This is a genomic window from uncultured Bacteroides sp., from assembly GCF_902491285.1.
In the GTDB taxonomy this organism is placed as follows: Bacteria; Bacteroidota; Bacteroidia; order Bacteroidales; family Bacteroidaceae; genus Bacteroides.
This window is the reverse complement of record NZ_CABUHK010000049.1, coordinates 21,977-45,043: the sequence shown is the minus strand read 5'-3', so window position 1 is coordinate 45,043 and position 23,067 is coordinate 21,977. Positions and strand designations below refer to the sequence as shown.

The following is a 23,067-nucleotide window of genomic DNA, read 5'->3' as shown; positions in this document are numbered from 1 at the left end:
ATAAGAATATGGAAGAAGATTATCCGACCCTTTTTGGTGAGCATGATATGAGACGGTAATTGATAATTAAGGATTAAAAATAAAGGCTGGGATGCTGGACGATACTTATTTCATGAAACAAGCTTTGATAGAGGCGCGTAAGGCTGCCGAGCGGGGAGAAGTGCCCGTGGGAGCTGTCGTGGTTTGTAAAGAGCGGATTATCGCACGTGCCCACAATCTCACGGAAACATTGAATGATGTAACGGCACACGCTGAAATGCAGGCGATTACTGCCGCAGCCAATGTGCTTGGCGGTAAATATCTCAATGAATGTACCTTGTATGTTACGGTTGAACCTTGTGTGATGTGTGCCGGAGCTATTGCCTGGGCACAAACAGGCAAACTTGTGTTTGGCGCCGAAGATGAGAAACGCGGTTATCAGAAATATGCCGGTTCGGCCCTGCACCCTAAAACAGTTGTTGTTAAAGGTCTGATGGCTGACGAGTGCGCCACGCTCATGAAAGAGTTCTTTGCCGCTAAACGGAGATAGCCGTTATTCTTTTATTTCTTCAAAGTCCACATATTCACCGTCATCCTGCGTGAATATTTTCTTGTGTCTTCTTCCCGATACATTCTCCGAGTATATTTCCTCTTCATTATCCGCCGTATCCTGAGCGTTTTGACCGTAGCTTTGTTGCCCCGTGGCAGTACGCCCGGACTCTGTCTGGTTCGGGCGCGATGATGACGACGACGAACGGCGGCCTATCCCGAAAATGGTTCTTAACAGGAAACCTACAATAGAAAGGCCAAATACGACAATGGCAATAATAAAGATAAGTATAAATAAAAGTATATGCATCGGGCTATGATTTTTATATTGTAACTTTGATAAAACTCATAGTACAACAAACGTGCCAAGAGATTGTTTATTTACTTTTTCTTGTAAAAAGTGAAAGTAAAATATACCATACAATGATGGCTGCAAAGCTACTGATTCCCAGAAAAACAAGGAAAGGAATACAAATAATCAAGAAAATAAAACTGACTTTATTGTCACCCCATGTCAGGTTTTTGAATTTCAATGAAAACATAGGTATCTCTGATACCAGCAGCCATGAAAACAGGCAAACCAATATAAAAAGATAGACAGGATGGCAGCCTTCGGAAACCAGCAAGTCATGTGCCCCTGCCACCAAAGACCCCCAGAATAAAGCGTTGGCGGGAACTGGAAGACCGACGAATGAGCTTGTCTGCCGGGTATCATTATTGAACTTGGCCAGACGCAAAGCGGAGAATACGGAAATCAAAAATGCTGCGTAAGGCAGATAAGGAGCTATAAATTCCATACTTGCGGGATAGTACATCTCTTTAAACAAAGAGAATACAATCAGCGAAGGTGCAACGCCGAAACTGACATCATCAGCCAACGAATCCAAATCTTTTCCAATGATGGAATGGGCATTGAGCGCACGGGCCAACAGACCGTCGAAAAAATCAAAAATAGCGCTTAAGATAATGAAAAGCAGTGCCAGTTCGTATTTTGCTTCAAAAGCCATGACGCAAGCGATACAACCGGAGAAAAGGTTCAGGCAGGTTACGGTATTCGGAATACTGTTTTTAATAACGTTTGTCATTGTGACAGAATTATTTGAGTTTGGCGATAACCGTTTGGTTACCGGTCGTTAATTGACCCATGCTGACACAGACTTCCGTACCAATGGGTAAATATACATCCACGCGGGAACCGAATTTGATGAATCCCATGTGCTCGTCGATATAACATTCTTCACCTGCTTCGGCGTAGGTTACGATACGGCGTGCCACAGCACCGGCAATCTGGCGTGTAAGTATTTCCACACCTTCCGGAGTCTCAATCACTACCGTAGAACGTTCGTTCTCTGTGCTGGCTTTCGGCAGCCACGCTTTCATAAAGTTGCCGTTGTGATGAGCCACCTTCTTGATGGTACCGTCTACCGGATACCAGTTGGCATGAACATTCACAATGCTCATGAAGATAGAGATCATCAGCCGGCGGTCGTGGAAATATTCGTTTTCATCGACTTCTTCGATAACGACGATTTTTCCGTCGGCAGGTGCCACGACTATTTTCTCGGTGTCCTGTCCGAAAAGACGGATCGGACAACGGAAGAAGTTCACCATTAGCAGATAGACTGCGATACTCGCTACTGCTACCACATAAAATGGTATTTTGCAATCGATTCCCCAATAAAGAGCTGCATTAATCAGTAGCAATAGCAAAAAGCTAGCCCATAATATATGTGTTCCTTCGCGGTGAATTCGTATTTTTTTCAATTTCTTTAGTCGGCCCATGAATGCTGTTTAATGATATTGTCTGCAAAAATATACTTAATTTAAAAAATCAGCAAGTAATTCAGCATAGAAATGTGAATGTTGATAACTTTTTGAGGATTATTTTTGTTTATAACGCGGGAGGTAGTAATTTTATGCCTTCAAATTAACTACTTATCATTATGCAGGATTTCGTTCATTTACATGTCCATACTCAATATTCTTTGTTGGATGGTCAGGCTGGTGTAGCTCGTCTGGTCGATAAAGCCATGAAGAATGGGATGAAGGGTATTGCCGTGACCGATCATGGAAATATGTTCGGTATCAAGGAATTTACGAATTACGTCAATAAAAAGAATAGCGGTCCGAAAGGTGAAGTCAAAGACCTGAAGAAGCGAATAGCGGGAATTGAAGCAGGCACTATAGAATGTGAGGACAAGGAAGTGGAGATTGCCGCTTGCAAGGCCAAGATAGTAGAAGCGGAAAATAAGCTCTTCAAACCCATCATCGGTTGTGAAATGTATGTGGCCCGCCGCACGATGGAGCTGAAAGAAGGAAAACTTGACCAGAGCGGTTATCACTTGATAGTGTTGGCCAAGAACGAAAAAGGGTATCATAACCTTATTAAATTGGTATCGCACGCGTGGACGCGCGGATACTATATGCGTCCGCGTACCGATCGCAGCGAGCTCGAAAAGTATCATGAAGGACTGATTGTCTGCTCGGCCTGTCTCGGTGGTGAAATACCGAAACGGATTACTGCCGGACAATTCGAAGAAGCCGAAGAAGCTATCCAATGGTATAAGAACTTGTTCGGCGATGACTTCTATCTCGAAATGCAGCGTCATAAGGCGACTGTTCCCCGTGCCAATCATGAATGTTACCCGTTGCAGGTGAATGTGAACAAGCATTTGATGGAGTATGCCCGGAAGTTCAACATCAAGCTGATTTGTACGAACGACGTTCACTTCGTGGATGAGGAAAATGCTGAAGCGCATGACCGTCTGATCTGTTTGAGTACCGGTAAAGATCTGGATGATCCTACCCGTATGCTTTACACCAAGCAGGAGTGGATGAAGACACGTGAAGAGATGAATGAACTCTTTGCCGATGTGCCCGAAGCTTTGAGCAATACACTGGAAATCCTTGATAAAGTAGAATATTACTCCATCGACCATGCGCCTATCATGCCTACTTTCGCCATTCCCGAAGATTTCGGGACAGAAGAGGAATATAGGGCTAAATATACCGAAAAAGACCTTTACGATGAGTTTACCCAGGATGAACATGGTAATGTGGTGCTGAGCGAAGAAGACGGGAAAGCGAAAATCAAACGCTTGGGCGGTTATGATAAACTTTATCGTATCAAACTCGAAGGAGACTATCTTGCCAAGCTGGCTTTCGACGGGGCGAAGAGAATATACGGCGAACCGTTGACCGAAGAAGTAAAGGAACGCATGAACTTTGAATTGTACATCATGAAGACGATGGGTTTCCCCGGATACTTCTTGATTGTGCAGGACTTTATCAATGCGGCCCGTAAGGAACTGGGCGTATCGGTAGGGCCGGGACGTGGCTCGGCTGCCGGATCGGCAGTGGCTTACTGTCTGGGAATTACGAAAATCGACCCTATCCAGTACGACTTGCTGTTCGAGCGTTTCCTGAATCCTGACCGTATCTCATTGCCTGATATTGATGTGGATTTCGATGATGACGGTCGTGGTGAAGTGTTACGTTGGGTAACCAATAAATACGGCCAGGAAAAAGTAGCTCATATCATCACTTATGGTACAATGGCTACGAAACTGGCAATTAAAGACGTTGCCCGTGTACAGAAACTTCCTCTTTCCGAATCCGACCGTCTGGCAAAATTAGTACCGGACAAGATTCCCGACAAGAAGTTGAACCTGCGCAACGCCATCGAATATGTCCCTGAGTTGCAGGCTGCTGAAGTATCTCCCGACCCATTGGTGCGGGATACGCTCAAATATGCCAAGATGCTTGAGGGCAACGTGCGTGGTACGGGTGTGCATGCCTGCGGCACGATTATCTGCCGTGATGATATTACCGATTGGGTGCCGGTCAGCACCGCCGACGATAAGGAAACGGGTGAAAAGATGCTCGTCACCCAGTATGAAGGTTCGGTAATTGAAGATACCGGACTGATTAAGATGGACTTCCTGGGACTGAAAACATTGTCCATCATTAAGGAAGCCGTCGAAAATATCCGCCTGAGCCGTAGCATCGAAGTCGATGTAGATACGATAGATATAAACGATCCTGCTACCTATAAATTATACAGTGACGGTCGTACGATTGGTACATTCCAGTTCGAATCTGCCGGTATGCAGAAGTACCTGCGCGAGTTGCAGCCTTCTACATTCGAAGATTTGATTGCCATGAATGCCCTCTACCGTCCGGGACCGATGGATTATATTCCCGATTTCATTGACCGTAAGCACGGACGTAAGCCGATTGAGTATGATATCCCGATCATGGAGAAATACCTGAAAGATACGTATGGCATTACGGTCTATCAGGAACAGGTGATGCTTTTGTCACGCTTGCTGGCGGACTTCACCCGTGGCGAGTCCGACGCCCTTCGTAAAGCGATGGGTAAGAAACTGCGTGACAAACTGGATCACATGAAACCCAAATTTATCGAAGGCGGACGGAAGAACGGACACGACCCGAAAGTGCTCGAAAAGATTTGGACTGACTGGGAAAAGTTTGCATCCTACGCGTTCAATAAATCGCATGCCACCTGTTACTCATGGGTTGCTTATCAGACGGCTTATCTGAAAGCGAACTATCCTTCCGAATATATGGCGGCTGTCATGAGCCGAAGTTTGTCGAACATTACCGATATCACAAAACTGATGGACGAATGTAAGGCGATGGGGATTCAGACTTTGGGGCCGGATGTAAATGAGAGTAACCTGAAATTCACCGTCAACCATGACGGTAATATCCGTTTCGGACTTGGCGCAGTGAAAGGGGTTGGCGAAGCCGCCGTGCAAAGTATCATGGAAGAGCGTACAAAGAACGGGCCTTTCACCGGAATTTTCGACTTTGTGCAGCGTGTCAACCTGAATGCCTGCAACAAGAAGAATATGGAATGTCTCGCACTGGCCGGTGGCTTTGATAGTTTCCCGGAACTGAAGCGCGAACAATATTTCGCTGTAAACTCTAAAGGGGAAGTGTTTTTGGAAACTCTGATGCGTTATGGAAACCGTTATCAGGCAGATAAGATGGCTGCGGTCAACTCTCTGTTCGGTGGTGAGAACGTGATTGATGTGGCAACTCCTGAAATACCTCAGGGGGTGGAACGCTGGAGCGATCTCGACCGTCTGAACCGTGAACGCGATTTGGTGGGTATCTATCTTTCCGCTCATCCGTTGGACGAGTTTTCTATCGTGTTGGAGCATGTCTGCAACACACGTATGGCGGATTTGGAAGATAAAGCCGCACTGGCCGGTCGTGAAATAACGATGGGCGGCATTGTGACCAGTGTCCGCCGTGGAATCAGCAAGAATGGAAATCCTTACGGCATCGCCAAGATAGAAGACTATTCGGGTTCTACCGAAATCCCGTTCTGGGGAAATGACTGGGTGACTTATCAAGGATATCTCAACGAAGGTACTTTCTTATATATCAAAGCCCGTTGCCAGCCAAAACAATGGCGGCAGGATGAACTGGAGGTGAAAATTACCTCTATGGAGCTTCTGCCGGACGTCAAGGAAGAACTGGTGCAGAAGATTACAATTATTATCCCGTTGTCTGTATTGAACTCTGCGCTTGTCACGGAACTTGCTACATTGACGAAAGAACATCCGGGGAATACGGAACTTTACTTCAAGGTGACAGATGATGCCGATGTGAATCATATGTCGGTCGATTTGATTTCCCGACCGATAAAGCTTTCGGTAGGACGTGATTTAATAACCTACTTAAAAGACCGTCCCGAACTGGGATTTCATATAAATTGACCGGGGATTCGTTTGAACTTGGATATGAAAACAAAAAAAGAGTATGCCTGTGTCAAGGCATACTCTTTTTCGTTATGTCATTTCTTTTTAAACTCTTATTTTCATTGTCGACAATTGGCCGCTTGCCAGAAGAAACTCATTGTTTAATGTGCTGATCACTTCTTTGACACTGCGTATCCTTTCAGAGAGAAAGGCATTGCTTCCGGCGAATGCATATCCTCTTTTCATGTTTCCTTTGGCTGCGTTATACAATGCCTTGATAATGCAATAAGGGCTCTTCTGATAGTCGCACGTCTTGATGCAGTGGAACGGACAACACTTGGGTTTTTCCTGTCCTTTTTCTACGTTGCGGATAAATTCTCCGTTGATGGCTCTTCCGGGCATTCCTACGGGGCTTTCAATGATGAGGACATCTTCCGCTTTAGAGTCGATGTACACTTCTTTGAAGGTCTGCGAAGCATCGCATTCTAATGTGGTTACAAAAATACTTCCCATCTGCACGGCTGAGGCTCCCAATTGCATGAACCTCGCAATATCTTCGCCTGTGGAGATTCCGCCGGCGGCAATAACAGGGATATTCTTTTTTTCTTTGTAGCTCGATGCAATCGTTACTACTTCCGGTATCAGTGCTTCCAGAGCATATTTCTCATCTTGCAACTGTTCCTTCTTGAAGCCCAGATGCCCGCCGGCCTTGGGGCCTTCCACTACGATGGCGTCAGGCAGATAATCGTGGTTCTTCAGCCATTTCTCACATATAATTCTGGCAGCTCTTGAAGAAGATACGATGGGAACCAGTTTCGTTTTGCTTTCTTGTGTCAGATATAAGGGTAGGTCAAGGGGTAATCCCGCTCCGGCAAAGATTACGTCTATTTTTTCGTTTATGGCAGTACGTACCATTTCGGCATAATTGGATAAGGCCACCATGATATTCACCCCGATGATTCCTTTTGATTTCTGCCGGGCTTTGCGTATTTCTTCTTTCAGTCCGCAAATGCATTTCTCGGTGTAGCTTCCTTTCCCTTTCGGGTATAGCAAGCCTAAGCCTGCACATGAAATAACACCTATGCCGCCTTCGTTGGCTACGGCTGACGCCAAGCCGGATAATGAAATTCCGACTCCCATTCCACCTTGTATGATAGGTGTTTTTATTTCTATATTTCCAATAAAAAATGGTTTCATATAATTGATATTGTGATAAGACAGTAAGAAAAAAACAAGAGCAGAAGAATAAATCTCCTACTCTTGATGGAATATACATTAATACCGTCTGGAATTATAGCCGTTGTTGTTACGGGGCCTTTCTTCGCGGGGACGGGCAACGCTTACTGCAATCGTCTTCTGGTCAAATTCGCTTCCGTTGAGTTCGTCAATTGCTTTCTGACCTTCTGTTTCGTTGGACATTTCAACAAAACCGAATCCTCTGGATCTGCCTGTTTCTCTATCCATAATAACCTTTGATGAAGATGTTTCTCCATACGCTGAGAATAATTCGTTCAAGTCAGCATCATTTGTGCCAAAGCTTAAACCTGAAATGTAAATGTTCATTTTAAAAAATAATTAATTAAATACTAAGAAAGAATGAGGGAGATAATTAAAGGAGAGGTCTGCTTAATAATAAGGATATAAAAAGAAGAACTAAGCGATAACGATTCGTAACTCAAACAGTGGCAAAGGTAATACAATAGTCGGGAACTGCAATCATTAATTCTCGATTTATTTATAAAAAGCGATAATTGTTATTTATTAGCATTCTCTCTTTTAGGTCTGTGTCTCTTAAAAAAGTCTACGGATATGACCAAATGGAATAATTTGATTATATTTGTAGCGCAGTTGAATGCGAAACTATAATTTAATAATTAATACTTAAAGAAATGGCTTTTGAAATTACAGACAGCAACTATAAAGAGGTGCTTGCAGAAGGCAAACCGGTTGTTGTAGATTTTTGGGCTCCTTGGTGCGGCCCTTGTAAAATGGTGGCTCCTATTATCGAAGAACTGGCAACAGAGTTTGAAGGACAAGTGATCATCGGCAAATGCGATGTGGACGAAAATGGTGATATGGCTGCCGAGTATGGTATCCGTAACATTCCTACCGTATTGTTTTTCAAGAATGGTGAGATTGTAGACAAGCAGGTAGGTGCTGTAGGCAAACCGGTATTTGTCGAAAAAGTAAAGAAATTACTCTAGGTGGCAAATACCTAATACTTATCACTTAATACTTAAATTATTATGGGACTGGAAGAAGATTTTTTTATGGCAGATGCTGATGACGAAAAGACCGTCGAATTTATTAAAAACTATCTGCCTCAGGAGCTGAAGGAGAAATTCGTAGATGACGAGTTGTATTATTTTATCGACTTGATCGACGAATATTATTCTGAAAGTGGTATTCTCGACGCTCAGCCCGATGAAGACGGCTACGTTAACATCGATTTGGATGAGGTTGTGGCTTACATTGTAAAAGAAGCTAAGAGTGACGGACAAGGAGAATATGATCCTGAAGAGATCCTTTTTGTGGTTCAGGGAGAGATGGAATACGGAAACTCTCTGGGGCAGGTGGATTAAACAGGAACCAGTCTCATTAGTAGATAAAATTCTGAAAAGCCTGGAAGATGCAAATCTTTCCAGGCTTTTATTTTTTTTATTATTCGTAATCTTCGAAAGGGCATTGAATGAATATCTGACTCTCAGGTTCGGCTACCATAAAGTTTGAAAAAAGAAAAAGTATCTGCCATCTGCAACAAAACCGAAATAACGGATTGATAGATAGTTGATTATGGCGTTGCAGATACCTGTTGCAGATAGGTTGCAGATACCTTTATCTGCAACACAATATAAGCCTAAAATATTTTCCCATCGGACGGTAAGTTTTGTTCCTATATCCGAAGAGATGATTTCCAGCGTTGGAACTCCCGTTTCCAAGTGTGGAAACGGGAGTTTCTGCTTATAGATACTGTAGTTTCCAGCTAGAGATACTGTAGTTTCTTAGTATGGAAACTGTGGGACTCTCGTAGCTGTTGTTTTCTTGCAAAGGAGATTTACGAGACTACCCCCAGTTATATTCCTCCACGTAACCGTCAAAGTATTCTTGTTGAATGACACCAAGCTCTTTGGCTATGGTGATAACCCGTTGTTGCTCTGTCGGAGTAAGATTCATTTCTCCTCTGCGTTTCAAATAGTAGTTCTTTCTACCCATATACTCAATCATACGATAACGAAAAGTATCTGCCGCACGAACAGTAAGCGCATTAATCGTACGCATAAAGCCACGTGCATAACGCACTTTCTTGTCGGAGCGGTAATAATCACACGTGTCTTTCATCGTTTTCAGCCGGTTGGGATTCACCATTGACAGGAAAACACGCTCTGCCGGAGCATACTCTAAGGCAATCCGCCGCAGGCAAGTTGCGGCACGCGGGCATTCTTCGGCTGCACACATGCCGAAAGTATAGGGGACTAAGGAATAATCGAACGGTTCTTTCATTGCTTTTTATCGGTTTTGTTATTTTAAAATTCCACAAATGTACGGATAAAAAGGCAAACAGAATAAAATATCGTATTTATTTGCATGAGCAAACAAATATGGCTAACTTAGCAGAATATTATTAACAAATAAAATAATGAAGATTACACAGTTAAGAGACAAGGACAAAACTACTGCGCTGACTACAATGGATATGGAAACGTGGATAGAAAAAACACGGACTGAAACTAAAATGCAGCCAGTATCGGCTTTCAGAGAAGTGCTGCGATATTCCCTGCCCGACTCACGCTGCTACGAGGCCGACAAGTTGCCAAAGATTCTTCCGGCTGCGGAATTTCGTAGGACGGAAGGTGGAAAACAAATGAAAAGTTATAACGGAATAGTTGAGCTGACAGTCGGTCCGCTATCGGGGAGATCGGAAGTTGCGCTGGTAAAACAATTGGCTTGGGAACAGCCGCAAACCTACTGTGCTTTTACCGGCTCCAGCGGGCGGACAGTGAAAATCTGGGCGAGATTTACCCGTCCCGATAATTCGCTTCCACAGAAAAGAGAGGAAGCGGAAGTGTTTCATGCACATGCTTATCGGTTGGCCGTGAAATGTTACCAGCCCCAAATCCCGTTCAATATTTTGTCAAAAGAACCTGCCCTGGAACAATATTCACGATTATCATACGATCCGGAGCTTATGTACAGACCGGATTCCGTTCCGTTTTATCTGTCGCAGCCGGGAGGGATGCCCGAAGAACTGTCTTATCGGGAAGTAGTGCATTCGGAAAAGTCTCCGTTGACACGAGCTGTGCCGGGCTATGATACAGAACGTGCCATATTCATGCTTTTTGAAGCGGCTTTGAGAAAGACGCATGAAGAAATCTACAGAGCGGAAGATGAAGGTGCTCTCCAAAGAGATACGGACTTTCAGGCTGTAGTGACACAACTGGCTGTCAATTGCTTCCACTCGGGTATCCCCGAAGAGGAAACGGTGAAACGTACTATCTTTCACTATTACTTACACCGGGAAGAAACACTTATTCGCCAGTTGGTCAAAAATGTATATAACGAACAGGAAGGCTTCGGAAAGAAAAATAGTTTAGGAAAAGAGCAGTTTCTGTCACTTCAAACAGAGGAGTTTATGAAGCGGCGTTATGAATTCCGTTACAATACCCAAGTGGGCGAAGTGGAATATCGCGAGCGGAACTCATTCCGTTTTTATTTCAACGCTATCGACAAACGGGTGCTGAACAGTATCGCGCTGGATGCGCAAGCCGAAGGTATTCCGCTATGGGACAGGGATATCAGCCGGTATATTTACTCCAACCGCATCCCTGTATTCAATCCGTTGGAAGACTTCCTTTATCATCTTCCCGCTTGGGACGGCAAAGACCGTATCCGCGGACTGGCGCAGACTGTGCCCTGCAACAACGAACATTGGGTGGAACTGTTTCACCGCTGGTTTCTCAATATGGTTGTTCACTGGCGTGGAACAGATAAAAAATACGCAAACAATGTTTCTCCCTTACTGGTAGGTGTGCAAGGTTGCCGCAAGTCGACTTTCTGCCGCAGTATCATTCCGCCTGCTATACGTGCATATTATACGGACAGCATTGACTTCTCACAGAAGAGAGATGCCGAAGTTTATCTCAATCGCTTTGCACTCATCAACATTGATGAATTTGACCAGATTAGCGCCACCCAACAAGGTTTCCTGAAGCATATCCTCCAGAAACCGATTATAAATATGCGCAAACGTTATGGCAATGCTGTATTGGAAATGCGCCGTTATGCTTCATTTATCGCAACGAGCAACCAGAAGGATTTGCTGACCGACCCTTCGGGAAGCCGTCGTTTTATCTGTATCGAAGTGAGTGGGACGATAGACACAAACAAGGCGATAGATTACGACCAACTTTATGCACAGGCTATGTATGAACTCGATCATGGTGAACGTTACTGGTTTGACCAGGCTGAAGAACGGATTATGATGGAGAATAATCGTGAGTTTGAACAAGTTTCACTTGAAGAACAGTTGTTTTACCGGTATTTTCGTCCGGTCAAGGAAGAAGAGGACGGTGAATGGCTTTCGCCGGCAGAGATTCTGGAAGATATAAAGAAAAACAGTGCCATACCGTTATCAAACAAGCGGGTGAGTGTATTCGGACGAATACTCCGCAAACACGAAATACCGTCGAAACGTGTACGTAGCGGTACTGTCTATCATGTTGCCAGGCTTTCATAAAGCAAACGGATGTGTTGCAGATACTGCATCTGCAACACATCTGCAACAGGTATCTGCAACGCTGTAATTCGTTGTGAATAAGAAGGATACGGCGGTTTTGTTGCAGATGGCAGATAATTGCCATTTATATTTTCTTGTGTAGCTCTGAACTTTTACACTTCCCGGCATTTATAACCTTTATTCCCACATATATATACTACATAGGCTCTGACCTTATAATTCGGAAATTTCCTTTTTGTGTCCGCCGTATATCCTTTTGCTTATTCCACGAGGCGGCGGTCACTGTCATAATCGTTCTGTTTTTATTCTATACGAACAAAGGTCAGGATAAAAAACGAATTATATTTCTTCCAGTGCATAATATTGATAATCCCTCAACACTGTCTGAAGGAATTTCTCCTGATTGCCGTCTCGTGGAGTAATGGAAAGGAGTGATTGCACTTTTTTTGCAAGTGCCGTAATGCGTTGTGTCCGGTTTTTTTCACCGGATTCCAAAGTCCGAGTAATCACGTTTACCTGTTCCAGCGACAAATCGGCGGATTGCGGATAGACCGGTTGATAATTTTTGGTCAGGTAATCGAACTCGTCAAGGCTGACGTGTATCTTGCGATAATTCTTCTCTTTAATTACCATAGTACCGGCTGCGAGATCGCCCAGCCGCTGACTGTTTTTGGTAAGCAGGACGACAATAATCCCTAGACCGCTTGTCAGTGGACCGTCAACTATGAAAAGAAGCCAGCGTAGCAGGTAGGAACTGACGGTAGGAGTGGAGCCGTCCACCTTGACGACACGTATATTCATCAGTTTTTTCCCGAAGCTTTGTCCATGATTGAATGTCTCACACAAAAAAGAATATCCAAGTATTGGCAAATAGATGATGCACAGAAGAAAGATAGCCTGAAATCCCGATGGTAAACGCAACTCCATTAAAAGGGCGGCTGTAGCATATACATAAAGTACAATCAGAAAATAATCAATGACTAATGCCAGAAATCGCTCGCCGATACTGGCGGGTGTTTGGCTGATACGGACGAATTGTCCGGTGATTATTGTAGATTCTGCCATTTTGGGTTAAACATTTTTAGGATTCCGTTGCAAATATATCATAATTCTCTTACTTTTGCTTCCGGTTTCGGACAAAACTTATCCGAAAACTATTGAAAGGCATGAAGGAAGTTACATTTATCCGTCGGAACATTGAAAAATGGAAAGAGACTGAGAAGGTGGTGGAGCAGGCTGCAAACCTGTCCCCCGACCAACTTGCCGATGCCTATACGGACTTGACTGCCGACCTGGCATTTTCCCAAACACATTTTCCGACATCGCGCATTACGATTTATCTGAATAATCTGGCTTCCGCGCTGCACAATGAAATTTATCGCAATAAGCGTGAGAAGTGGACACGGATTATCACTTTCTGGACACAGGAAGTTCCCTTGACCATGTATGACGCACGCCGGGAGTTGTTGGCTTCGTTCCTCATTTTTCTGGTCAGTGTCCTGATTGGCGTATTATCTGCTGCGAACGACCCGGATTTTGTTCGTCTGATTTTAGGAAACGGCTATGTGGACATGACATTGGAGAATATAGCCAATGGGGAACCGATGGCGGTGTATAACGGTTCTCCTGAAGTTCCGATGTTCTTGGGGATTACTCTCAATAACGTAATGGTATCTTTCTACTGCTTTGTAATGGGATTATTGACCAGCTTCGGAACGGGATATATGCTTCTTTCCAATGGGATTATGGTGGGAGCTTTTCAAACTTTCTTTTATCAGCACGACTTGCTTTGGGAATCCAGCCTTGCCATCTGGCTGCACGGAACGCTTGAGATTTGGGCGATTATCGTAGCCGGCGCTGCCGGACTGGCTTTGGGTAACGGATGGCTGTTTCCCGGGACATATTCAAGACTGGAATCTTTCCGGAGAGGGGCGAAACGAGGGCTGAAAATCGTAATCGGCACTGTCCCTGTATTTATCATGGCAGGTTTTATCGAAGGCTTTCTCACCCGTCACACCGAACTTCCGGATATGTTGAGGCTGGGAGTGATCCTTACTTCTCTGGCATTTATCATTTTCTACTATATTTATTTACCAAATAGAAAAAAACATGGAATCACAGAAACCTAAGATTGCGATGTACGTGAAACGTCCTTTCGGCGAAAAGTTGAACGCTTCTTTTGACTTTATAAAAGAGAATTGGAAACAGTTGTTTAAGTACTCAACGTATCTGGTACTCCCAGTTTGTTTACTCCAGGCTGCAAACTTTAGCGGACTGATGGGAGGTATGACAGACCTTACCGCCATGCAGGCATCAGGAAGTACGGGTGACAATCCTTTCGCACTTTTGGGACCTGCGTTTGTATTGAACTATGCGGGAGTTATCTTCTTTTCGTGTTTGGGGGCCTTGCTGCTGACTTCCTTGATTTATGGAATGGTTCGATTGTATAATGAGCGTGAAGAGCGTCTGAACGGTATTGTATTCAGTGACATAAAACCGTTGTTGCTTCGCAATGTCAAGAGATTGTTTCTCATGGGGGTGGCTGTCAGTTTCTTGTTCCTGTTTGTCATTGTTATCATGGTGCTATTGGCTGTATTGACTCCTTTTACATTGCTGCTCACTTTCCCGTTGTTGTTTGCATTTATGATACCTATGGCTTTGATGGCTCCTATCTATTTGTTTGAAGATATTTCGCTGATGGAGGCGTTCAAGAAGACATTCCGGCTGGGATTTGCCACTTGGGGAGGCGTTTTCCTGATTTTGATTGTGATGGGAATCATTGCCAGCGTATTGCAGGGGATTGTTTCCATACCGTGGTATGTTATTTATATCGTGAAAATGGTTTTTGCCATGAGTGACGGTGGTGAAGTCTCTTCGTCTGTCGGATTGAATTTTGCACAATATCTGTTTTCTATTCTGATGTTGTACGGCTCTTACCTGTCGGCTATATTCAGTATTGTAGGGCTGGTATATCAGTACGGGCATGCCTCGGAAGTGGTGGATAGCATTACGGTAGAAAGTGATATTGACAACTTTGATAAACTCTAAAATAAATCCCGAATAGATGAATCTCACTTCTCCGGCTGATACATTGGTGTGTGATACGGCGAAGATTGCTCTTTGGCAGTCTGATCCGGCATACGACTATAACCGTGAACTGATTACTCCGGAGCTTAATCTCTTCGAGTGGATCAGTAGACAGTTCGGAGAATTTCTGCGTAAAATATTCGGCAGCCGTTTTGCGGAAGAGTATTCGGGGCTCATCCTGATATGTATTGCCATTATTCTGCTGCTTCTGATTATCTGGTTCGTTTATAAAAAGCGTCCTGAACTGTTCATGCGTTCACCTAAGAATGCATTGCCTTATACCGTAGGGGAAGATACGATTTATGGCGTAGATTTTCCGGGAGGAATTGCCGAAGCGCTTTCCCGCCAGGATTATCGGGAAGCGGTACGTTTGCTTTATTTGCAGACATTAAAACAGCTCAGCGATGCGGAACGCATCGACTGGCAACTTTATAAAACGCCTACACAGTATCTGAATGAAGTCCGTTTGCCGGCTTTCCGCCAACTGACCAATCATTTTTTGCGGGTACGTTACGGAAATTTTGAGGCGACGGAAGAACTTTTCCGTACCATGCAAGCGTTGCAGGAGGAAATAGGGAAAGGAGGCGTCTCATGAAAGGAAGCCGCTGGTTTATAATCTTTATTGTAGCTTTTCTGCTGGTTATGTTTGCGGTAGAGTATCATTTGCCTAAAAAGTTTGTGTGGACACCTACTTTCAGCCATTACGATGAGCAGCCGCTCGGTTGTGCGGTGTTCGACAGCCTGCTGTCTTCTTCTTTGCCAAATGGCTATTCCATATCTAAGGAGACGTTCTATCAGATGGAGGGGGATACGACGGACAATGGCAATAAGGGCATACTTGTGATAGCCAACAATTTGTCTATGGTAGAGGCAGACGTGAATGCTTTATTGAAAATGGCGAAACGGGGGAATAAGATTATGCTGGTAAGCAATAACTATCCTAAGTATTTGGAAGATACTTTGCGGTTTTATTGTACATATTCTCATTTTAGTGCGGCTGCTTTCAAGAAGTACGCTTCTTCTATCTTCAGGAAAGACAGTATTTATTGGATTGCCGATTCTGTCTATTCCCGGCAGCTATACCGTTGTTATCCGCAATTCTGTAATTCCTATTTCAGGAGTTATGATTCATTGCCGGTACGGAAGTTGGCGGAGAAAGATATGGGCAGTGGTGCGCTGGCAATAGTTCGTCCGTGGGGAAAGGGAGAAATCATACTCGTCTCTACTCCTTTGTTGTTTACGAATTATGGCGCGTTGGACGGGAATAACGCAAATTATATCTTCCGTTTACTGTCGCAGATGGGGGAACTCCCTATCGTTCGTAGTGAAGGATATGTGAAAGCGACGGCACAGGTGCAACAGTCGCCTTTCCGTTATCTGCTTGCGCACCAGCCGCTCCGTTGGGCTCTGTACCTGACGATGATTACTATCCTGCTTTTTATGATATTCACGGCAAAAAGACGGCAACGTGCCATTCCTGTTGTTCGAGAGCCGGCAAACAAGTCTCTTGAATTTACAGAATTGATTGGTACTCTTTATTTCCAGAAGAAAGACCATGTTGACTTGGTTCGTAAGAAGTTTGCGTATTTGGCGGAAGTGTTGCGAAGGGAAATTCAGGTGGATATTGAAGAAGTGGCGGATGACAAGCGTTCTTTCGAGAGGATTGCCCGGAAAACGGGAATGGATGCTGAAGATATAGCGAAGTTTATCCATGAAGTCAGACCGGTGCTTTATGGTGGGCGAACTATCGACTCTGAACAAATGAAAGTGTTTGTTGATAAAATGAATGAAATAATCAATCATATCTAAAGAAGAAATTTATGGAAGAGAATACAGAACAGCGAGTGGATTTAACTCTCTTTTCCGAGAAGATACAAGAGTTGAAAGACCGGATTGCTTCCGTCATTGTCGGACAGGAACAGACGGTGGATTTGGTGCTGACAGCCATTCTGGCTAATGGTCATGTGCTGATAGAAGGAGTGCCGGGAGTGGCAAAGACACTGTTGGCACGTTTGACGGCTCGCCTGATTGATGCTGACTTCAGCCGTATCCAGTTTACGCCGGACTTGATGCCGAGTGATGTATTGGGTACGACGGTATTTAATATGAAAACCAATGGCTTTGACTTTCATCAGGGGCCGATTTTCGCGGATATCGTATTGGTGGACGAAATCAACCGTGCGCCTGCCAAAACGCAGGCTGCCTTGTTTGAGGTGATGGAAGAACGTCAAATCAGTATCGACGGAACTACACACCGGATGGGCGAACTATATACAATTCTTGCCACACAGAATCCTGTGGAACAGGAAGGAACGTACAAACTTCCCGAAGCGCAACTCGACCGTTTCTTGATGAAGATTACGATGGATTATCCTTCCCTTGAAGAGGAAGTGAATATTCTTGAGCGCCATCATACTAATGCCACATTGGTGAAACTGGATAACATCACGCCTTCCATTAAAAAAGAAGAACTTCTGTCGCTTCGTGCTTTTATGAATCAGGTATTTGTAGATCGTACACTGCTTCAATATATCGCATTGATTGTGCAACAGACGCGTACCAGTAAGGCTGTGTATCTGGGAGCTTCTCCGCGTGCATCCGTAGCCATGCTGCAATCTTCAAAGGCCTATGCACTCTTGCAGGGACGGGATTTTGTGACGCCGGAAGATATTAAGTTCGTAGCTCCTTACGTACTTCAGCACCGCCTTATCTTGACGGCGGAAGCGGAAATGGAAGGATATTCTCCGGTGAAGGTGACTCAACGCTTGATTGATAAGGTCGAAGTTCCTAAATAATGGACAGTCGATTATCACCTGTCTACGGTCTTTAGTTTTTAATCTTTAATATCTGATTGATAAGTTGTATTTAACCCGTCGTTTCTATATTGCCCTTGTCGTAATTATCCTCTTGTTGGGTAGTGGATATGCCTTTGCTCCGCTCTTTGTTATCGGACAGTGGGTGCTTTTTGCCTTTTTCCTGACTGTGTTGGCGGATGGCTATCTGCTTTATAGTGTTCGTGGAATTCAGGCATTCCGCCAATGTGCCGACCGTTTCTCCAATGGGGACGAGAATGAGGTAAGCATCCGGGTAGAGAGTAGTTATTCCCGTCCTGTCGCTTTGGAAATCATTGACGAAATCCCTTTTATATTTCAGAAGCGTGATATTGGCTTTTGCGTCAGTCTTCGGGCAAACGAAGGGAAAACGGTTAGTTACCGGCTTCGTCCTACGCGTCGGGGCGTTTATTCTTTCGGACATATCCAGGTTTTCGTTACCGGGCGGATAGGTTTGGTTTCCCGTCGATACACTTGCGGCGAACCGACGGATATCAAAGTATATCCGTCTTATCTGATGCTTCATCAATATGAATTGCTGGCTATCAGTGATAATCTTACCGAACTGGGAATAAAGCGTATACGCCGTATAGGTCACCACACAGAGTTTGAGCAGATAAAAGAGTATGTGAAGGGTGATGATTACCGTACGATAAACTGGAAAGCGAGTGCCCGCCGACATGAACTTATGGTGAATGTTTATCAGGATGAACGTTCACAACAGATTTATAATGTGATAGACAAGGGGAGAGTGATGCAGCAGGCTTTTCGTGGAATGACTTTGCTCGATTATGCAATAAACGCTTCGCTGGTACTTTCGTATGTGGCGATGCAGAAAGAGGACAAGGCGGGATTGGTGACTTTTGATGAGCATTTCGATACGTTTGTCCCTGCTTCCAAACAACCGGGACATATGCAGACTTTGCTTGAGAAACTTTACAGCCAGAAGACTACTTTCGGGGAAACGGATTTCTCGGCTCTTTGTGTGCATCTGAATAAGCATGTCAGCAAACGGAGTCTGTTGGTATTATATACAAATTTCTCCGGTATATCCAGCATGAATCGTCAGTTGGCTTATCTGAAGCAATTGAACCGTCAACACCGTCTGCTTGTTGTCTTTTTCGAGGATGCCGAATTGAAGGAATACATTGCTACTCCTGCCAAAGATACGGAAGGCTATTACCGCCATGTGATTGCGGAAAAGTTCGCTTACGAAAAGCGGTTGGTTGTTTCTACCTTGAAACAGCATGGAATCTATTCCTTGTTAACTACACCGGAGAATCTTTCGATAGATGTGATTAATAAGTATTTGGAGATGAAAGCACGGCAGTTGCTATGATAAGTCTTTAATGATTTGTTTAACTGTCTCTTTTAAAGGAGGAAGATGTTTTTGTATGACTACCCAAATGATTTCGTAGTCAATATTAGCATATTCATGGGAAATAATATTTCTTAATCCAATGACTTTCACCCACGGGATTTGAGGATAATCTTTAAGAAAATTCTTTTGTGTTTTATCATCAATCGCCTTGATTGTTTCTCCTATCACTTGAATTCTCATGATACATGCATCTAAGATGGTCATTCCCCAGGGTGATAATAGAAAATCATCTACCTGCTGAATATTCTTACACCTTTCTTCAATGATAGATATTGATTCTGATATTTGAAGAAACTTGTCTTGAATTTCTTCTTTAAGCGTATATTCCATCTTTTTCTATTCTTTGGGAAATGAGTGAACGGAGATTTTTACGTAATCGGAGAAGATCTATTTTGCAGTTACATATCTGTTCCAACTCTTCTTTTATATCGAACATAATAAAAGGATCCGGCTCTTTTAACTCAACAAAAACATCCAAATCGCTCTCTTCATGCTGTTCTCCACGAGCCACAGAACCGAAGATTCCGATAGAAATAATTCCATATTTCTCGGCAAACTGTTGCTTGAACTGGCGAATCTTTGCAAGATATTCGTTGGTTGTTTTCATTCTTATATTCTCCTTCCAATACAAAAATAGTAAAAAAAGAGAAGATAGCAAATGTATTTCTTCAAAAAGAGATTATACTCCTAAAGCTTTCCGTGTTTCCACAAAGAAGAAGATAGCCATGCTGATGATGATAATCCCTAGTATGCCGTAGAATAACCGTGCCCGGTTTCGTCCTACGTTCCGGATAATGGTCTGTGCATTGCGCGTTGTGAAGAACCAGTCCCAGTTGAGCAATGACGCCAGCAGGGAGACAGTCCCTGCCAACGCAAAGATTCCTTGTACGATATATTGTCCGGTCATAGCTTGATAACTCTGCTTCCGTCTTCCAATTCTTCAATCGTCACTTTAACGGCATCACCCGGCAACAGTTCTTCTACAAGTTCCGGCCATTCGATGAAACAAAGGGCACCGCTGTAGAAATAATCTTCGTATCCCATGTCATATACTTCACTCAGCTTTTTGATACGGTAAAAGTCGAAGTGATAAATCAATTCTCCTGTCTCGTCCGAACGATATTCATTGACGATGGCAAAGGTGGGAGAGCTGATAACGTCTTCTACGCCCAATTCTTCGCAGAGTGCTTTGACGAATGTCGTTTTGCCGGCACCCATCTTTCCGTACAAAGCAAATACAGTGTTGTCGCCCATGGCAGCAATGAATTCGCGGGCTGCTTCATGGATATTTTCCAGTGATTGAATTTTGATTTCCATATACTAATCTATTATGATGACTATTTCCTGCAACAACTCTTTCCTATTTTGCAAACAGCATAAATCAGGATAGAGAAGAATATAATGGAAGCTCCCGAAGGAACTTTCCAATGATAAGAAATGAACAGTCCGCCCAGACATCCCAAGAAACCGATACCAATGGACAGCCAGATGATTTTCTTGAAATTATATGTGAATAAGTTGGCAGTCATCTGTGGAATGGTGAGAAGGGAAATTGCGAGTACGATACCCACCATGCGCAGACAGGCTACAATCGTCAGTGCGATGAACATCATCAGCACATATTCGAATATCTCTACCGGAATCTTCTGTGAACGTGCGAACTCGCGGTCGAAGGCGATATATACAATGGGGCGGATAAACAGGTAGAAGAATCCGGTCAGCAGCAGTGCCAGTATGCCGAGCATCCATAAGTCGGCCTGATTGATAGTCAGGATATTCCCGAACAGATAAGCGGAGAGGTCGGGAGCGAATCCTGGTGACAGAAAGCTGAACATGATACCTAATGCCATGCCCAACGTCCAGAATACGGCAATGGCGGAATCTTCGCGCATATCTTTCCGTCTGCTAAGCCATTCGACGCCAAAGGCGGACAGTACGGAAAAGACGGCGGCGGAAAGTATCGGGGAAATTCCTGCAAACAATCCTAAGCCTATCCCGCCGAAGGAAGCATGTGTGATTCCACCGCTGATAAATACCAGGCGGCGGGTAACGATGTATGTTCCTATGATCCCGCAGGCGATACTTGCCAGCAGGCTCCCTAGCAGGGCATGTTGAAAGAATGTATATTGTAGTAGATTCATGTTCTTCTTTCTCCGATAATCAGGAACACTTCATCTTTAAGCTCGTCCGGCAATTCGATGCCGCGAAGTTGTAGGCTACGTACCCATCCGGCCACTTCATCATCTTTGGTGGTATACAGTACATCCCGAAACATATCTGTCTCTTCTTCCGTGTACGCATTCCCTTCACGTCCGATGAATTGGTCCAGTTCTTCATCATCATAATATTCTATCTTCTTGCTGACAGCAGCCAGCAGACTGTCTTTTTCGCATACTTCGTGTTGTCCGCAGCATTCGGTATCCACTTCCTTCACTTCCGGCATACGGTCCAGTTCGCCTCTCTCTATTTTCTTTTGCAGTCTCTTGTTGCGGATGATTCCGGCTATCAGTGCGATAACACCCAGCAATACCAGACTTATAATGAGTATCCACATAATCGTACTAAATCAAATTTCTGCAAAGTTACTTATAAATTTGCATTCTATAGGCGTATGATATCTATTTCTTTTCTTACTTTTGTGTGTTGCTAACTTAAATATAAAGCCATGAAATTTAATAAATTGTTCTCCGGTCTGTTAGGTATATGCTTATTTTTCGGATTTATATCTTGTGCTGAAGAGAAAAGAATCTTCGGAGATGATATTGAGATTCCCGAATTGACAGACGATAATACGGTTCGGTTTACAGTAGAGGTTGCCAGTGACTGGAAACAGATAGAAGTGATTGCCGGCGGAGGAAGAATGGCTATTGAATGGGGAGACGGGCGTTTGCAAAAGATAGAAAATCCGGGAGCAACAGGACCTGTAAATTATAAATATGGCAACAGGAAAAGTTATCAGGTAAGGATATGGGCGGAAGAATTGGACTTCCTCAGTGTGAGCGGATTGCTTCTTCCTATAACGGATCTCCGTATGGGATATTTGCCTAGAATAAGGAGTTTGAATCTAAACAGCTTTTCGGGCACTACTGAACTTGACTTGAGCAGTTCTTGCCCTAATGTGGAAGATATAAATATCGGCAACTGGTCTGACTTGGAACGTCTTGATATAAACCAGTGCAAGCAACTGGAAAGAGCGGATATCTACACCAATCCCCGATTGGCATCTTTGAGTATTGTAAACTTGCCAAAGCTGAAGGACTTGAATTGTGCCGGAAACGGATTAACCACTCTTTCTTTGAAAGGAACGCCTGCGTTACGTACTTTATATTGTAATAGTAATCCTCTGACTGCCATTGAACTTGAAGAGGATATGGCTATTTCCGGATTATTTATACAAGACTGTACCTTTAGCTCATTAGCTTTCTTGGAAAAATTGCCTGTGCTCTCGGAATTTAGCTGCCGCTCTAATAAACTGACAACGTTAGATTTATCCAATCATCGGTCGATTCGTTTTTTGGATTGCAGTTTCAATAGAAACCTGAACCATTTATCAATCCCGGCAAATAATCAGGTGCAAATATTACGTTGCCATTCTTGTAATCTGAAAGCAAATGTATTAAATGAAATATTTGATGCACTGATTCCACTTCCCAAGCCATCTACTCCTGAACACGAAAAGGATTATCGAATATCTTTCTATGACAATCCGGGAGAGGACACTTGTGATGTGAGCATACTTAAAAATTGGTATATAGACACAGATAAAAACTGAAT

Annotated in this window: 25 protein-coding genes; 12 read left to right on the top strand and 13 right to left on the bottom strand. The window is 43.8% G+C overall.

What is annotated here, in order from left to right:
* Positions 1–91: 91 nt before the first annotated feature.
* Positions 92–529 (top strand): nucleoside deaminase, encoded by a 438-nt coding sequence (locus tag RDN93_RS13465; RefSeq protein WP_308746006.1) that lies wholly within the window; start codon positions 92–94, stop codon positions 527–529.
* 3 nt (positions 530–532) lie between these two features.
* On the opposite strand, the gene RDN93_RS13460 is transcribed toward RDN93_RS13465, so the two are convergent.
* The 3 genes from RDN93_RS13460 to RDN93_RS13450 form a co-directional block, all read right to left on the bottom strand.
* On the bottom strand, positions 533–838 hold the full coding sequence (locus RDN93_RS13460; RefSeq protein ID WP_308746005.1) for a DUF4834 family protein: 306 nt from the start codon (positions 836–838) through the stop codon (positions 533–535).
* A gap of 67 nt (positions 839–905) precedes the next feature.
* Positions 906–1,613, bottom strand: a complete 708-nt coding sequence (gene pssA, locus RDN93_RS13455) for a CDP-diacylglycerol--serine O-phosphatidyltransferase (RefSeq protein WP_308746004.1) — start codon at positions 1,611–1,613, stop codon at positions 906–908.
* Positions 1,614–1,623: 10 nt separating this feature from the next.
* Complete coding sequence (locus RDN93_RS13450; protein ID WP_308746003.1) at positions 1,624–2,310, bottom strand: phosphatidylserine decarboxylase family protein; 687 nt, start codon at positions 2,308–2,310, stop codon at positions 1,624–1,626.
* Positions 2,311–2,471: 161 nt separating this feature from the next.
* Here RDN93_RS13450 and dnaE point away from each other — a divergent pair, with 161 nt between their 5' ends.
* Positions 2,472–6,278 carry a DNA polymerase III subunit alpha gene (dnaE, locus tag RDN93_RS13445; protein ID WP_308746002.1) on the top strand — a complete coding sequence of 1,269 codons (3,807 nt, stop codon included), beginning with the start codon at positions 2,472–2,474 and terminating at the stop codon, positions 6,276–6,278.
* 87 nt (positions 6,279–6,365) lie between these two features.
* Here the strand turns inward: dnaE and RDN93_RS13440 are convergent, their stop codons facing one another.
* Together RDN93_RS13440 and RDN93_RS13435 are read right to left on the bottom strand one after the other, a co-directional pair.
* The gene (locus tag RDN93_RS13440; RefSeq protein WP_308746001.1) at positions 6,366–7,457 is read right to left on the bottom strand and encodes a nitronate monooxygenase; all 1,092 of its coding nucleotides are present in this window, start codon (positions 7,455–7,457) and stop codon (positions 6,366–6,368) included.
* A gap of 78 nt (positions 7,458–7,535) precedes the next feature.
* Complete coding sequence (locus RDN93_RS13435; RefSeq protein WP_308746000.1) at positions 7,536–7,823, bottom strand: RNA-binding protein; 288 nt, start codon at positions 7,821–7,823, stop codon at positions 7,536–7,538.
* A gap of 326 nt (positions 7,824–8,149) precedes the next feature.
* Here RDN93_RS13435 and trxA point away from each other — a divergent pair, with 326 nt between their 5' ends.
* The gene (trxA, locus tag RDN93_RS13430; protein WP_308745999.1) at positions 8,150–8,464 is read left to right on the top strand and encodes a thioredoxin; all 315 of its coding nucleotides are present in this window, start codon (positions 8,150–8,152) and stop codon (positions 8,462–8,464) included.
* A gap of 42 nt (positions 8,465–8,506) precedes the next feature.
* Positions 8,507–8,842: a hypothetical protein gene (locus RDN93_RS13425; protein ID WP_308745998.1), complete on the top strand. Its 336-nt coding sequence runs from the start codon at positions 8,507–8,509 to the stop codon at positions 8,840–8,842.
* Between the two features lie 481 nt (positions 8,843–9,323).
* On the opposite strand, the gene RDN93_RS13420 is transcribed toward RDN93_RS13425, so the two are convergent.
* On the bottom strand, positions 9,324–9,761 hold the full coding sequence (locus RDN93_RS13420) for a DUF6078 family protein (RefSeq protein WP_308745997.1): 438 nt from the start codon (positions 9,759–9,761) through the stop codon (positions 9,324–9,326).
* A 136-nt stretch (positions 9,762–9,897) separates the two neighbouring features.
* On the opposite strand from RDN93_RS13420, the gene RDN93_RS13415 reads away from it, so the two are divergent.
* Positions 9,898–11,994, top strand: coding sequence for a BT4734/BF3469 family protein (locus RDN93_RS13415; protein WP_308745996.1), 2,097 nt, complete (start codon positions 9,898–9,900; stop codon positions 11,992–11,994).
* A gap of 339 nt (positions 11,995–12,333) precedes the next feature.
* Here the strand turns inward: RDN93_RS13415 and RDN93_RS13410 are convergent, their stop codons facing one another.
* Positions 12,334–13,059, bottom strand: a complete 726-nt coding sequence (locus RDN93_RS13410) for an RDD family protein (protein WP_308745995.1) — start codon at positions 13,057–13,059, stop codon at positions 12,334–12,336.
* A gap of 101 nt (positions 13,060–13,160) precedes the next feature.
* Between RDN93_RS13410 and RDN93_RS13405 the strand changes: the two genes are divergently transcribed.
* The 6 genes from RDN93_RS13405 to RDN93_RS13380 all read left to right on the top strand — a co-directional run bounded on the left by RDN93_RS13405 (position 13,161) and on the right by RDN93_RS13380 (position 19,251).
* Entirely contained in the window at positions 13,161–14,123 is a 963-nt protein-coding gene (locus tag RDN93_RS13405) for a stage II sporulation protein M (RefSeq protein WP_308745994.1), read from the top strand.
* Positions 14,104–15,042, top strand: a complete 939-nt coding sequence (locus RDN93_RS13400; protein ID WP_308745993.1) for a hypothetical protein — start codon at positions 14,104–14,106, stop codon at positions 15,040–15,042. Before RDN93_RS13405 ends, RDN93_RS13400 begins: the two co-directional genes overlap by 20 nt.
* Positions 15,043–15,058: 16 nt before the next feature.
* Positions 15,059–15,676 (top strand): DUF4129 domain-containing protein, encoded by a 618-nt coding sequence (locus RDN93_RS13395; RefSeq protein WP_308745992.1) that lies wholly within the window; start codon positions 15,059–15,061, stop codon positions 15,674–15,676.
* Positions 15,673–16,890, top strand: a complete 1,218-nt coding sequence (locus RDN93_RS13390; protein ID WP_308745991.1) for a DUF4350 domain-containing protein — start codon at positions 15,673–15,675, stop codon at positions 16,888–16,890. The genes RDN93_RS13395 and RDN93_RS13390 overlap by 4 nt, the downstream gene beginning before the upstream one ends.
* A gap of 11 nt (positions 16,891–16,901) precedes the next feature.
* Positions 16,902–17,876: a MoxR family ATPase gene (locus tag RDN93_RS13385; protein ID WP_308745990.1), complete on the top strand. Its 975-nt coding sequence runs from the start codon at positions 16,902–16,904 to the stop codon at positions 17,874–17,876.
* 64 nt (positions 17,877–17,940) lie between these two features.
* Positions 17,941–19,251 (top strand): DUF58 domain-containing protein, encoded by a 1,311-nt coding sequence (locus RDN93_RS13380; protein ID WP_308745989.1) that lies wholly within the window; start codon positions 17,941–17,943, stop codon positions 19,249–19,251.
* Here RDN93_RS13380 and RDN93_RS13375 read toward each other — a convergent pair.
* The 6 genes from RDN93_RS13375 to RDN93_RS13350 all read right to left on the bottom strand — a co-directional run bounded on the left by RDN93_RS13375 (position 19,246) and on the right by RDN93_RS13350 (position 21,847).
* Positions 19,246–19,623 carry a HepT-like ribonuclease domain-containing protein gene (locus RDN93_RS13375; protein ID WP_308745988.1) on the bottom strand — a complete coding sequence of 126 codons (378 nt, stop codon included), beginning with the start codon at positions 19,621–19,623 and terminating at the stop codon, positions 19,246–19,248. The genes RDN93_RS13380 and RDN93_RS13375 overlap by 6 nt on opposite strands.
* Positions 19,607–19,900, bottom strand: coding sequence for a nucleotidyltransferase family protein (locus RDN93_RS13370; RefSeq protein ID WP_308745987.1), 294 nt, complete (start codon positions 19,898–19,900; stop codon positions 19,607–19,609). Before RDN93_RS13370 ends, RDN93_RS13375 begins: the two co-directional genes overlap by 17 nt.
* 72 nt (positions 19,901–19,972) lie before the next feature.
* Positions 19,973–20,200: an immunity 17 family protein gene (locus RDN93_RS13365; RefSeq protein WP_308745986.1), complete on the bottom strand. Its 228-nt coding sequence runs from the start codon at positions 20,198–20,200 to the stop codon at positions 19,973–19,975.
* Complete coding sequence (tsaE, locus tag RDN93_RS13360; RefSeq protein WP_308745985.1) at positions 20,197–20,610, bottom strand: tRNA (adenosine(37)-N6)-threonylcarbamoyltransferase complex ATPase subunit type 1 TsaE; 414 nt, start codon at positions 20,608–20,610, stop codon at positions 20,197–20,199. The genes RDN93_RS13365 and tsaE overlap by 4 nt, the downstream gene beginning before the upstream one ends.
* Before the next feature lie 20 nt (positions 20,611–20,630).
* Entirely contained in the window at positions 20,631–21,434 is an 804-nt protein-coding gene (locus RDN93_RS13355; protein WP_308745984.1) for a metal ABC transporter permease, read from the bottom strand.
* Positions 21,431–21,847 (bottom strand): phospholipase, encoded by a 417-nt coding sequence (locus RDN93_RS13350; RefSeq protein ID WP_308745983.1) that lies wholly within the window; start codon positions 21,845–21,847, stop codon positions 21,431–21,433. The genes RDN93_RS13355 and RDN93_RS13350 overlap by 4 nt, the downstream gene beginning before the upstream one ends.
* Before the next feature lie 111 nt (positions 21,848–21,958).
* Between RDN93_RS13350 and RDN93_RS13345 the strand changes: the two genes are divergently transcribed.
* The gene (locus tag RDN93_RS13345; RefSeq protein ID WP_308745982.1) at positions 21,959–23,065 is read left to right on the top strand and encodes a leucine-rich repeat domain-containing protein; all 1,107 of its coding nucleotides are present in this window, start codon (positions 21,959–21,961) and stop codon (positions 23,063–23,065) included.
* Positions 23,066–23,067: the final 2 nt, after the last annotated feature.

Coding starts and splice junctions, on each gene's coding strand:
- RDN93_RS13465 (WP_308746006.1), top strand. CDS start 92: ATGCTGGACGATACTTATTTCATGAAACAAGCTTTGATAGAGGCGCGT.
- RDN93_RS13460 (WP_308746005.1), bottom strand. CDS start 838: ATGCATATACTTTTATTTATACTTATCTTTATTATTGCCATTGTCGTA.
- pssA (WP_308746004.1), bottom strand. CDS start 1,613: ATGACAAACGTTATTAAAAACAGTATTCCGAATACCGTAACCTGCCTG.
- RDN93_RS13450 (WP_308746003.1), bottom strand. CDS start 2,310: ATGGGCCGACTAAAGAAATTGAAAAAAATACGAATTCACCGCGAAGGA.
- dnaE (WP_308746002.1), top strand. CDS start 2,472: ATGCAGGATTTCGTTCATTTACATGTCCATACTCAATATTCTTTGTTG.
- RDN93_RS13440 (WP_308746001.1), bottom strand. CDS start 7,457: ATGAAACCATTTTTTATTGGAAATATAGAAATAAAAACACCTATCATA.
- RDN93_RS13435 (WP_308746000.1), bottom strand. CDS start 7,823: ATGAACATTTACATTTCAGGTTTAAGCTTTGGCACAAATGATGCTGAC.
- trxA (WP_308745999.1), top strand. CDS start 8,150: ATGGCTTTTGAAATTACAGACAGCAACTATAAAGAGGTGCTTGCAGAA.
- RDN93_RS13425 (WP_308745998.1), top strand. CDS start 8,507: ATGGGACTGGAAGAAGATTTTTTTATGGCAGATGCTGATGACGAAAAG.
- RDN93_RS13420 (WP_308745997.1), bottom strand. CDS start 9,761: ATGAAAGAACCGTTCGATTATTCCTTAGTCCCCTATACTTTCGGCATG.
- RDN93_RS13415 (WP_308745996.1), top strand. CDS start 9,898: ATGAAGATTACACAGTTAAGAGACAAGGACAAAACTACTGCGCTGACT.
- RDN93_RS13410 (WP_308745995.1), bottom strand. CDS start 13,059: ATGGCAGAATCTACAATAATCACCGGACAATTCGTCCGTATCAGCCAA.
- RDN93_RS13405 (WP_308745994.1), top strand. CDS start 13,161: ATGAAGGAAGTTACATTTATCCGTCGGAACATTGAAAAATGGAAAGAG.
- RDN93_RS13400 (WP_308745993.1), top strand. CDS start 14,104: ATGGAATCACAGAAACCTAAGATTGCGATGTACGTGAAACGTCCTTTC.
- RDN93_RS13395 (WP_308745992.1), top strand. CDS start 15,059: ATGAATCTCACTTCTCCGGCTGATACATTGGTGTGTGATACGGCGAAG.
- RDN93_RS13390 (WP_308745991.1), top strand. CDS start 15,673: ATGAAAGGAAGCCGCTGGTTTATAATCTTTATTGTAGCTTTTCTGCTG.
- RDN93_RS13385 (WP_308745990.1), top strand. CDS start 16,902: ATGGAAGAGAATACAGAACAGCGAGTGGATTTAACTCTCTTTTCCGAG.
- RDN93_RS13375 (WP_308745988.1), bottom strand. CDS start 19,623: ATGGAATATACGCTTAAAGAAGAAATTCAAGACAAGTTTCTTCAAATA.
- RDN93_RS13370 (WP_308745987.1), bottom strand. CDS start 19,900: ATGAAAACAACCAACGAATATCTTGCAAAGATTCGCCAGTTCAAGCAA.
- RDN93_RS13365 (WP_308745986.1), bottom strand. CDS start 20,200: ATGACCGGACAATATATCGTACAAGGAATCTTTGCGTTGGCAGGGACT.
- tsaE (WP_308745985.1), bottom strand. CDS start 20,610: ATGGAAATCAAAATTCAATCACTGGAAAATATCCATGAAGCAGCCCGC.
- RDN93_RS13355 (WP_308745984.1), bottom strand. CDS start 21,434: ATGAATCTACTACAATATACATTCTTTCAACATGCCCTGCTAGGGAGC.
- RDN93_RS13350 (WP_308745983.1), bottom strand. CDS start 21,847: ATGTGGATACTCATTATAAGTCTGGTATTGCTGGGTGTTATCGCACTG.
- RDN93_RS13345 (WP_308745982.1), top strand. CDS start 21,959: ATGAAATTTAATAAATTGTTCTCCGGTCTGTTAGGTATATGCTTATTT.